This is a genomic window from Streptomyces sp. AcH 505 (genome assembly GCF_000818175.1).
GTDB lineage: Bacteria > Actinomycetota > Actinomycetes > Streptomycetales > Streptomycetaceae > Streptomyces.
This window is the reverse complement of record NZ_JTIY01000001.1, coordinates 1,324,209-1,335,418: the sequence shown is the minus strand read 5'-3', so window position 1 is coordinate 1,335,418 and position 11,210 is coordinate 1,324,209. Positions and strand designations below refer to the sequence as shown.

General features: G+C 70.5%; 9 protein-coding genes. 7 read left to right on the top strand and 2 right to left on the bottom strand.

Going from position 1 to position 11,210, the window contains the following annotated elements; translation table 11 throughout:
* Positions 1–1,250, bottom strand: a 1,250-nt coding sequence (locus HY68_RS06095; protein ID WP_041995279.1) for a polysialyltransferase family glycosyltransferase, incomplete at its 3' end; no start/stop codon positions are given.
* Positions 1,250–2,248: a glycosyltransferase family 2 protein gene (locus tag HY68_RS06090; RefSeq protein WP_041985301.1), complete on the bottom strand. Its 999-nt coding sequence runs from the start codon at positions 2,246–2,248 to the stop codon at positions 1,250–1,252. The genes HY68_RS06090 and HY68_RS06095, both read right to left, overlap by 1 nt.
* 187 nt (positions 2,249–2,435) lie before the next feature.
* Between HY68_RS06090 and HY68_RS06085 the strand changes: the two genes are divergently transcribed.
* The 7 genes from HY68_RS06085 to HY68_RS06055 all read left to right on the top strand — a co-directional run.
* Positions 2,436–3,764, top strand: a complete 1,329-nt coding sequence (locus tag HY68_RS06085) for a DUF6716 putative glycosyltransferase (RefSeq protein ID WP_078863452.1) — start codon at positions 2,436–2,438, stop codon at positions 3,762–3,764.
* Positions 3,765–3,822: 58 nt separating this feature from the next.
* Positions 3,823–5,061, top strand: a complete 1,239-nt coding sequence (locus HY68_RS06080; protein WP_041985294.1) for an acylneuraminate cytidylyltransferase — start codon at positions 3,823–3,825, stop codon at positions 5,059–5,061.
* A 10-nt stretch (positions 5,062–5,071) separates the two neighbouring features.
* Entirely contained in the window at positions 5,072–6,007 is a 936-nt protein-coding gene (locus tag HY68_RS06075; RefSeq protein WP_041985290.1) for an N-acetylneuraminate synthase family protein, read from the top strand.
* A gap of 4 nt (positions 6,008–6,011) precedes the next feature.
* A complete protein-coding gene (locus tag HY68_RS06070; protein ID WP_041985286.1) occupies positions 6,012–7,103 on the top strand; it encodes a hypothetical protein in 1,092 nt (363 codons plus the stop codon).
* A gap of 102 nt (positions 7,104–7,205) precedes the next feature.
* A complete protein-coding gene (locus HY68_RS06065) occupies positions 7,206–8,444 on the top strand; it encodes an amidohydrolase (protein WP_041985283.1) in 1,239 nt (412 codons plus the stop codon).
* 136 nt (positions 8,445–8,580) lie between these two features.
* Positions 8,581–9,645 carry a BMP family ABC transporter substrate-binding protein gene (locus tag HY68_RS06060; RefSeq protein ID WP_041985279.1) on the top strand — a complete coding sequence of 355 codons (1,065 nt, stop codon included), beginning with the start codon at positions 8,581–8,583 and terminating at the stop codon, positions 9,643–9,645.
* A 228-nt stretch (positions 9,646–9,873) separates the two neighbouring features.
* Positions 9,874–11,210, top strand: a 1,337-nt coding sequence (locus tag HY68_RS06055; protein WP_078863451.1) for an ABC transporter ATP-binding protein, incomplete at its 3' end; no start/stop codon positions are given.

Genomic DNA, 11,210 nt, shown 5'->3' with positions numbered 1-11,210 from the left:
GGCAGCCCGCCGGGCAGCCCGAGCGCGGTCAGCCGGCGGCGCTTGAAGTAACTCAGCGTCCGCTCGTCGTGGTGCGCGGCGAGATGGCGCTCGGCGGCGGGCCGCAGCGTCGGGACGATCTCCGGCTGCATCGCGAACCCGACGGCCGTGACCAGTCCGGACAGCTCCGGCTCCGGCCGGAACGAACCGTCGTCGTCCAGCGGCGCCAGCAGCGCGTCGACGATCGTCACCGGCACCCGGTTGCTGTTCTGGAACGGGGTCAGCCGCTCCTTCAGGATCTCGGTGCCGACCCGGGCGACCGGGATGCCGTAGAAGGCGGAAGCCGTGAACAGCGCCGTGGAGAAGCAGCCCACCACCAGGGCCGGCTTCAGCCGCTGGTACAGCACCTCCGCCAGCACGGGCGTCGCGATGACGGTCAGCTCGACCCCGGCCTTCTTCGCCTCGTCGGCCAGCCGCACCGACCAGCCGGCCGGCGCCGCCGGATGCGGCTTGAACACCACCTGGGTGTGGCCGCGCGCCGCACAGCCCCGCACCATCTTCACGTGCAGTTCCTCCTCCTCCTCGGGCTTGAGGATGCCCAGTTCGGAGAGGTACTGGCCGAGGACGAGCGCGGGCGGCTCGGGCAGCGTCGCGATGTCCCGCGCCGTCTCGGCGAGCGAGTCCAGCACCCGCAGGAACACCTCGCTCGGCACGATCGTCGGCTCGACGCCGAACTCGGTGAGCAGCAGCGGCCGCAGCCCCGGTACGAGATCGAGGTGGAGCAGCTCGCGCACCCGGCCGCCGATCAGCGTGTCGATCCGGGAGCGGGTCGGGCCGTAACTCATCAGCCCGTCCGCGTACACCCGGATCGGCGCGCCGGTGAAGATCTCCGTGATCGCGAGCGCCGGGGTGACCTGGATCGACTCGACGACCAACTCGACCTTGCTGTCGCCCAGTTCCCAGGCGAGCCGCAGATGACGCTCCCAGATCGGCACGTCGTCGGGGCGCGGCGCCCAGCTGCTCGGATGGAACGGCGCGATGGTCTCGTTCCACGACAGCAGGCCGTCGAACCGGTCGCGCAGCTCCTCGAAGCCGGGCATCTGATCGACGGACGGCGACAGTTCGGGGGACGTGGCGTTGTTGCAGACGACCAGCAGCCGCCGGTCCGGCGTGCCGAGCAGCCCGGCGTCGATCGCCGCTGCCAGCGTGGCGGCTCCGTACAGCGTGGAGGCGCAGAGGATCTGGGTGCGGGGGGTGGCGGGGGTTCCCATCAGGCAGCCGCCGTTCCGGCGCCGGAGTTGCCGTTGCCCGGCAGGGTCCGCCTGCGCAGTCGCTGCAGCCGGCCCGAGCGCTCCAAGTCCATCGAGTTCAGTGCTTCCTTGAGAAGGTCCTGGGGCAGCCGGCGCAGCGCGGCCGCGCTCATGGTGCGCAGCTTGCGGGCCACGGCGGGCTCGTACCGCACGCTGGAGCCCAGGTGGTGGGCGATGATCGCGCAGTAGGTACGGATGGCCTTCGCCAGGAACCTGGCCGCTTCCTCGTCCTTCGAGGTGTCGGCCACGACCTGGTCGAACGCCTTGATGAAGTCGAGCTGCCGGACGTCCCCGATCTGGGTGAGCGACGAGGCGACGCCCCGCCGGTAGAAGAGCCCGAGGAGCCCCACGGCGGCGAACGACTCGGCCTCGCGGTGCAGCCGCCAGATCCACGGCCGGTCCTCGGCCGTGCGCAGCCCGTCGGTGAAGTGCACCAGGCCCCGCTCCACGATCCGGCGGTGGTAGATGCCCGCCCACGCGTACGCGTAGTCGACGGACGTCGTCCGGTTGGCCGGCAGGATCGCGTCCCTCGGCCGCAGCACCTCGCCGCGCCTGCCCACCGGCACCCGGTGGACCGTGCGCGTGCGCCCGGTGAACTGCACGTGGTCCGTACGGACGAAGTCACAGCCGAGATCGTCTATGGCGGTCAACAGCTGTTCGAAATAACCGGGGGCCACCCAGTCGTCGCCGTCGAGGAAGGTCACATAATCACCGCGAGCCGCGTCGAGACCTGTATTGCGGGCGGTCGCGAGTCCGCCGTTCTTCTCGTGTCTGAGCAGGACGGCACCGGGCAGCTCACGCTCGGCCCGTTCGAGAATCTCCGGGGTCCCGTCGGTCGACCGGTCGTCGACCAACAGGAATTCGAAATCGCCGCGCGCATTGGCGCGCAGGCTTCTGAGGGTTTCGGGCGCGTATGTCTGCACGTTGTAGAACGGCACGACGACGGAGAGCTTGACCACCCGGGTGAGGCTAGGGCGCCCCGCGCCTTCGGGTCTGACATCGGCACAGACTCAAGGTGAACGAAGTGTGGCCGAACCATGAATCCCGCAGCGGAAGACCCTCCCGCCCCATCCGTAGACCTGCTGTTAACCCTTTATTGCCGTTGAGTTGGGCCGCCCAGCGAATTGGCTTTCTAACGTCCACGATGTGCCATCACGTACCAGTCACGCCGTCCGGGTCGCAGTGCTCGCCGACTCCGACACCCGGTGGAAATGGGGCGCGCTCACCGCGCGCCGCATAGCCGCCGAGGAGAGCGACATCGAGCTCAGCGGATTCCTGCTGCGCGGACGAGCGACCCCCACCGCACGGCAGCTCGCCGAGGTCGGTGCGGACGCCGACGCGCTGCGCGAGGTGACCGGTACCGAGTTCCTGAGAGCGATACGGGACGAGAGCGACGCGTACGACGTGATCGTGCTGGCCCTCGTCGGCGGCGCCGTCCAGGCGATGCTGCACGGCATCGCCGCCCTGCGGCTGGCCGACCGGCCCGTGCTCGTCACCGGCTACGTCGGGGTCGTCTACGAGAAGCTCGCCGACGGCCTGCTGCTGCGGCACGGCGCCGATGTCGTCCTCGCCAACTCCCGCCACGACGGCCGGCGCTTCCGCGACGTCTACGAGGGCGTCGGCGCCGACGCGTCCAGCGTCACCGAGGCCGCGCTGCCCTTCCTCGGCGGCGAGCGGTACGTCCCCGAAGAGGGCCGCGACACCGTGGTGTTCGCCGCGCAGCCCTCGGTGCCCGAGACCCGCGCCGACCGCGCCTACCTGCTCCAGCGGCTGGTCGACCACGCGAAGCTGCATCCGGAACGCGAGGTGCTGCTGAAGCTGCGCAGCAAGGTCGGCGAGCAGACCACGCACGTCGAGGAGTACCCGTACCAGGTCCTCGCCGAGAAGGTCGTCGGCGGTCTGCCGGCCAACTTCCGCCTGGTGTACGGGAACATGGGCGAGGTCCTGGACCGTACGGACCTGCTGGTCACCGTCTCGTCGACGGCGGCCCTGGAAGCCCTGCACCGGCGCATCCCGACCGCGATCCTCACCGACCTCGGCGTACGGGAACCGCTCGGCAACCACCACTTCATCGGCTCGGGCTGTCTGGCCTCCTGGGAGCAGCTGGACAGCGGCCACCGGCCCCGCCACGACGCCGTGTGGGCGGACCGGCAGGGTGTCGCGGCCGACGGCTCGTACGGCACAGCCTTCGACGAGGCCCGCGCCCGCGTCGGCAAGCTCCTGACCGGGCCCGCCCTGCCGCCCGTCGCGCCGTACTACACCGTCACCACAGCGCCCCGCTATCTGCCCGCGCTGCTCGCCCGCTACCACCTGAACCCCGACGGCACCCCGAAGACGTCGGCCCCGGCCGGCGCCGGCGCCACCACCGGGGTGCGGCGCGCGGTGCGCAACGCCGTACGCGGCGCCGCCCGCGGCGCCTACCGCCACGGAGTGCAGCGCGTCGCACCCGTCATCCGCCGGATGGGCGAGCTGTGAGGCGCCGGGCCGCAGGGCCGGGCCCCGCCGACGCCCCGCCGACCACCAAGGAGAACCGATGACCGTCCTGGCTGTGATCCCCGCACGCGGCGGGTCCAAGGGCGTCCCCGCCAAGAACCTCGCCCAGGTGGGCGGCGTACCGCTGGTGGTGCGCGCGGTGCGCGCCTGCCTCAAGGCCCGCCTGGTCACCGACGTCGTCGTCTCGACGGACGACGAGGCGATCGCCGACGCGGCGCGCGCCGCGGGCGCCGAGATCGTGCTGCGCCCCGCCGCCATCGCCGGTGACCTGGCGACCAGCGAGGCCGCCGTGCTGCACGCCATGGACGCGTACGAGGCGATGCGCGGCGCCGTCACCGACGTGGTGCTGCTCGTGCAGTGCACGAGCCCCTTCATCACGCCCGGCGACCTGGACGGGGTCGCCGCGGCGCTCATCGAGGACGGCGCGGACACGGCGCTGACCGTCGCCCCGACCCACGGCTTCATCTGGCGCCAGGGCGGCGCGCACCTGAGCGAACTCGACGGCTACGGCGTCAACCACGACAAGTCGAACCGGCCGCGCCGCCAGGACCGCCCGCAGGAGTTCCTGGAGACCGGCGCCGCGTACGCGATGCGCGCCGGGGGCTTCCGCGAGGCCAGGCACCGCTTCTTCGGCCGTACCGCGCTCGTACCGACCGACCCCGCGCGGGTCCTGGAGATCGACGACCCGCACGACCTGGCCCGCGCCCGCGCGCTGGCGCCGCTGCTCGACCCGGCGCTGCTGCCCACGCACGGCGACATCGACGCGGTCGTACTCGACTTCGACGGGACCCAGACCGACGACAAGGTCTACGTCGACTCCGACGGCCGCGAAATGGTCGCCGTGCACCGCGGCGACGGACTCGGCATCGCCGCGCTGCGCCGCTCCGGACTCGACCTGCTCATCCTCTCCACCGAGCGGAACCCGGTCGTCGCCGCCCGCGCCGACAAGCTGAAGGTGCCGGTGCTGCACGGCATCGACCGCAAGGACATCGCACTGAAGCAGTGGTGCGACGAACGCGGCATCACCCCCGAACGGGTCCTCTACGTCGGCAACGACGTCAACGACCTCCCCTGCTTCGGGCTCGTCGGCTGGCCGGTGGCCGTCGCGAGCGCGCACGACGCGGTACGCGCAGCGGCCCGCGCCGTCACCACAACCCCCGGCGGCGAGGGGGCGATCCGTGAGATCGCCGCCTGGCTCCTGGGTGAAGGGCTGCACGCCCCGCACCGCGCGGCCTCGGCCGCCGCTCCCCACACCCCCCACAACACCCCCGACAAGTAAGGACAGTTCCATGAGCACCGAGTCCAACTCCAGCCGCCTGCGCACCCTCGGCACGCGTACGGCAGGCCCCGGTCGTCCCGTCTATGTCACGGGTGAGATCGGCATCAACCACAACGGTGACCTGGACAACGCCCTCGCCCTGATCGACGTGGCCGCCGAAGCCGGCTGCGACGCGGTCAAGTTCCAGAAGCGCACCCCGGAGATCTGCACCCCGCGCGACCAGTGGGACATCGAGCGTGACACCCCCTGGGGCCGGATGACGTACATCGACTACCGCCACCGCGTCGAGTTCGGCGAGGACGAGTACCGCTCCATCGACGAGCACTGCAAGAAGCGCGGCATCGACTGGTTCGCCTCCCCGTGGGACACCGAGGCCGTCGCGTTCCTGGAGAAGTTCGACGTCCCCGCGCACAAGGTGGCCTCCGCCTCCCTCACCGACGACGAGCTGCTGCGCGCCCTGCGCGCCACGGGCCGTACGGTCATCCTCTCCAGCGGCATGTCGACGCCGAAGCAGATCCGGCACGCGGTCGAGGTGCTCGGCAGCGAGAACATCCTGCTCTGCCACGCCACTTCGACGTACCCGGCCAAGGCCGAGGAGCTGAACCTGCGCGTCATCAACACCCTGCAGGCCGAGTTCCCGAACGTGCCGATCGGCTACAGCGGCCACGAGACGGGCCTGCAGACCACGCTGGCCGCCGTCGCGCTGGGCGCCGCCTTCGTCGAGCGTCACATCACCCTCGACCGCGCCATGTGGGGCTCGGACCAGGCCGCCTCCGTCGAGCCGCAGGGCCTGCAGCGCCTCGTGCGCGACATCCGCACCATCGAGGCCTCCCTCGGTGACGGCGTCAAGAAGGTCTACGAGTCGGAGCTGGGCCCGATGAAGAAGCTCCGCCGCGTCGCCGGTGTCGTCGCCGAGACCGAGGCCACCGCGCCGGTATCGGTCTGACGCCATGCCGAGCCCGAGCGGGGACCGTCCCCAGCACCCACGTGACAACCAGAGCTCCCGCGCGATCGCCTTCGTCGAAAGCCCGGTCCAGCTGTTGAACGTGCTGGAGTGGGCCGGCGCGAGGCACCGCGGTGAGCAGTTGACCGTCGTCGTCCTCTCGCCCACCGACCCCATGTCGCGTGGCCAGCTCCGCCGGATGGCGGAGCTGGGCCGCGACGAAGGCTTCACCGTGCGCTGGCAGGAAGCGCGCGGTGGTGCGGGGGCGCCCCTGCGGACCGTACGGGAACTGGCACCCCTGCTGCGCAAGGCGGACCGGGTCGTGATCGGCGACCCGTTCTCCCGCTACGTGCAGCTGCTGCTGACGCTCGTCAGCGGCAAGCAGCTGACCGTCGTGGACGACGGCACGGCGACGATCGAGTTCATCGGGCAGGTCGCCCGCGGCGAACGCCTGGTGCGCTGGCACCGGCGCGGCGGCCACCGCGGGCCGCGTGAGCTGGTCCTCGCCCCGGTCTCGGCCGCGGCCCGCCGTCGGCTCACCCCGTCGGCGGCCCGCTCGGTCGAGGTCTTCACCGCGATGCCCGTCGACAAGGTGCCGCCCGGCATCACGGTGACGGTCAACGACTTCGCCTGGACCCGGGCAACCTTCGGGCCGCCCACGGTGCTCGAAGGCGCCGACATGGTCGGCACCTCGCTGGTCGAGACGGGCGTGGTCGACGCCGGCCAGTACCTCGAAGCGGTCGCGGCGCTGGCCCGCACCCACCACGCGGGCCGCTACTTCGCCCACCGCAGGGAGGGCGTCGACAAGCTGCACCGGCTGCACGCGGAGACCGGCCTGGAGATCGTCCGCCCGGACCTTCCCCTGGAGCTGATCGCCCGGCGCGGCCCCATCGGCAGCACGGTCCTCAGCTTCCCCTCCACGGTGGTCCACACCCTCCCGCTGGCCCTCGCCGGCACGGGGGTCAGGGTCGCTGTCTGTGACATCGCACCGGAGTGGCTCAACGACACAGCGTCACCCCGCGCCCACGGCTTCCTGACGGATGTCACGGGCACGGCACGCGACGTCCACCGGCTGCCCCGGCTGCCGTCACCGGCGTGATCCGGACAGAAGGGCCGGGTTTCGTCTGTGTGGCTGAAATTTTGGTGATCGATGGTTGGTTGATCCATGGAGAGAACTACTCTTCAACGGGTGAGCCAGTTGATGTCGCTTGAGTCAGAAGCCGAACTGCCCGGACAGACCGTGGTGCCCGGGACCAACCTCGCAGGTGCGCTTCCGGAGGCCCTGCGGGCCGAGCTGATCGCGTTCCGGCGCGACATGCACATGCACCCCGAGCTGGGCAACCAAGAGGTCCGCGCCACCGCCGCGATCAAGGAACGTCTTGAGCGGGCCGGGCTCGCGCCACGCGTGCTCGCCTGCGGCACCGGCGTCGTCTGCGACATCGGCACGGTCACGGCCGACAGACCCGTACTGGCTCTCCGCGCCGACATCGACGCGCTGCCCATCCCGGACACCAAGATCGGCGTCCCGTACCGCTCCACCGTGCCGGACCGGGCGCACGCCTGCGGGCACGACGTACACACCACCGCCGTCCTCGGCGCGGGACTCGTCCTGGCCGAGCTGGAACGCAAGGGCGAGCTGCCCAGGCCGGTGCGGCTGATCTTCCAACCCGCCGAAGAGGTGCTGCCGGGCGGCGCGGCCGAAGCGATCGAGTCGCGGGCGCTGGAAGGCGTCGGCCGGATCATCGCCGTGCACTGCGACCCCAAGGTCGACGCCGGCAAGGTCGGGCTGCGTCCTGGCCCCATCACCTCCGCGTGCGACCGGCTGGAAATCACCCTCGACGGCCCCGGCGGGCACACCGCGCGGCCGCATCTGACCACCGACCTGATCACCGCCGTCGCCAAGGTCGCCACCGAGGTGCCCGCGCTGCTGGGCCGCCGCGTCGACGCCCGCTCCGGGCTGGCCGTCACGTGGGGCCGTATCGAGTCGGGCCACACCTGCAACGTCATCCCGCAGCACGCCGAGCTCTCCGGCACCGTCCGCTGCCTCGACCTGGCGGCCTGGCACGAGGCACCCGACCTGGTGCACGCGGCGATCGACGAGATCGCGGCGCTGCACGGCGCGAAGACGCAGATCAACTACGTGCGCGGGGTGCCGCCCGTCGTCAACGACCCCGGCGTCACGGAGCTGCTGCGCGCGGCCCAGACCCGGCGCCGTGGCGCGTCCAGCGTCGAGGACACCGAGCAGAGCCTCGGCGGCGAGGACTTCTCCTGGTACCTGGAGCACGTGCCGGGATCGATGGCGCGCCTCGGCGTGCGGCCGCCCGGCAAGGGCGCCGGGTACGACCTGCATCGCGGCGATTTCGACGTGGACGAGCACGCGATCCAGGTCGGTGTGGAGCTTTTCACCGCCGCTGCGTTGATCGACGGCAACCATTTGTAATCGGCCAGGACACCCGACGTTCGCGACGATCCGATAACGGACTCGGTACAGGTCCTTATCTGACATCTACGCGCGTTACGATCGCCGCGAAACCAGCGCCGGAAGAGGCGCTTCGGTCAGGTTGAAGGGACCCCTCTTGCGCCGGGTAACCAAGTTCGCTTCGGCGGGGATCGCCTCCGCCGCGCTCTGTCTGTCCGTCACCGCGTGTGGCAGCACATCGGCCGACAAGGCCAAGGCCGACGAGCCGTCCAGTTCCACCTCCGCCAAGGGCGGCATCAAGGTCGGTATGGCCTACGACGTCGGCGGCCGCGGAGACCACTCCTTCAACGACTCCGCCGCTCGCGGCCTGGACAAGGCGAAGACGGACTTCGGCGGCGACATCAAGGAACTGACCGCGAAGACCACCGACACCGAGGCCGACCGGGTCGACCGCCTCTCGCAGCTCGCCGAGGCCGGTTACAACCCCGTCGTCGGCATCGGCTTCGCCTACGCCAACTCGATGACGAAGGTGGCGGCCAAGTACCCGAACGTCACCTTCGGCATCGTCGACTCGGTCGTCGAGCAGAAGAACGTCGACTCGATCGTCTTCACCGAGGAGCAGGGCTCCTACCTCGGCGGTGTCGCCGCCGCGCTGAAGACGAAGAAGGACCACGTCGGCTTCATCGGCGGTGTCGACGTCCCGCTGATCAAGAAGTTCGAGGCGGGTTACGTCCAGGGTGTCCACGACACCAACCCGAAGATCAAGGTCGACGTCCAGTACCTGTCGCACGGCTCCGACACCTCCGGGTTCGCCAGCCCCGACAAGGGCAAGGCCGCCGCCCAGGGCATGCTCGACAAGGGCGCCGACGTGATCTACGCGGCGGCCGGCTCGTCCGGTTCCGGCTCCATCGAGGCCGTCAACGGCGTCAAGGGAGCCTGGGCGATAGGCGTCGACTCCGACCAGTACAACCAGGCGCAGCTCGCCAAGTACAAGAGCTCGATCCTGACCTCCGTCGTCAAGAACGTCGACGTCGGTGTGTACGACCTGATCAAGTCCGTCAAGGACGGCAAGCCGATGGTCGGCACGAACACGTACTCGCTCGCCAAGGGCGGTGTCTCGCTGACCACCAGCGGTAACTTCATCACGGACATCCAGCCCAAGATCGACGAGGCCAAGAAGAAGATCGTCGACGGCACGGTCAAGGTCAAGACCACCCCGTGATCTGACAGGGCGCGGGGTTTCAGGCCCCGCGCCCGACGTGGACATGGGCCCGGTGGAAGGTGCGGACCTCCCCTCCCGCCGGGCCCTATCCCTTGGTCGTAACGATGTGTCAACTCTACGCGCGTAGGCGGGAGTTGACGCGCTAGCGTCACCCAACGCCCCCCGCCCCAACGCTCCTTCCTCCGAGGAGAGTGCGCCATCAACGCGTCCAGCCCGCCCGCCGTCGAACTGCGCGGCATCACCAAACGCTTCCCCGGTGTCGTCGCCAACAGCGACATCGACATCACCGTCCGCCGAGGCACCGTCCACGCGCTCTGCGGTGAGAACGGGGCCGGCAAGTCGACCCTGATGAAGATCCTCTACGGCATGCAGAAGCCGGACGAGGGCACCATCACCGTCGACGGCAGTCAGGTCACCTTCGGCAGCCCCGCCGACGCCATCGCGCGCGGCATCGGCATGGTGCACCAGCACTTCATGCTCGCCGACAACCTGACCGTCCTGGAGAACGTCGCTCTCGGCAGCGAGAAGCTCCACGGCATCGGCTCCGCCGCCCGCGCCAAGATCCAGGAGATCTCGGACGCGTACGGTCTGGGCGTACGCCCCGACGTCCTCGTCGAGGAGCTGGGCGTCGCCGACCGGCAGCGCGTCGAGATCCTCAAGGTGCTCTACCGGGGCGCCCACACGCTGATCCTCGACGAGCCGACCGCGGTCCTCGTGCCGCAGGAGGTCGAAGCGCTCTTCGACAACCTGCGCGGACTGAAGTCCGAAGGCCTCACCGTCATCTTCATCTCCCACAAGCTGGGCGAGGTGCTGTCGGTCGCCGACGAGATCACCGTCATCCGCCGCGGCACCACCGTCGGCACCGCCGACCCGCGCTCCACCACCTCCAAGCAGCTCGCCGAGCTGATGGTCGGCAGCGAGCTGCCCTCCCCGGAGACGCGCGAGTCGACCGTCACCGACACCCCCATGCTGCGGATCCAGGACCTGACGCTCACCGCCACCGACACCGACGGTGTCGTACGGGACGTGCTCGCGGGGATCAGCTTCACCATCCACCAGGGTGAAGTCCTCGGCGTCGCCGGCGTCGAGGGCAACGGGCAGGCCGAACTGGTCGAGGCGATCATGGGCCTGCGCGACCCGGACGGCGGGGTCATCACCCTCGGTACCGCCGACATATCCCACGCGCCGACCCGCAAGCGCCGCGAGGCCGGCATCGGCTACATCCCCGAGGACCGCCACCGGCACGGGCTGCTGCTTGAAGCGCCGCTGTGGGAGAACCGCATCCTCGGCCATGTCACCGAGGCGCCCAGCTCCCGGCACGGACTGCTCGACGGCAAGGCCGCGCGCGCCGACACCGAGCGGATCGTGCGCGAGTACGACGTACGCACCCCCGGTATCGAGGTCACGGCGGGCTCGCTGTCCGGCGGCAACCAGCAGAAGCTGATCGTCGGCCGCGAGATGAGCCACACCCCCAAGCTGCTGATCGCCGCCCACCCCACGCGCGGCGTGGACGTCGGCGCGCAGGCGCAGATCTGGGACCAGATACGCGCGGCCCGCCGCGAGGG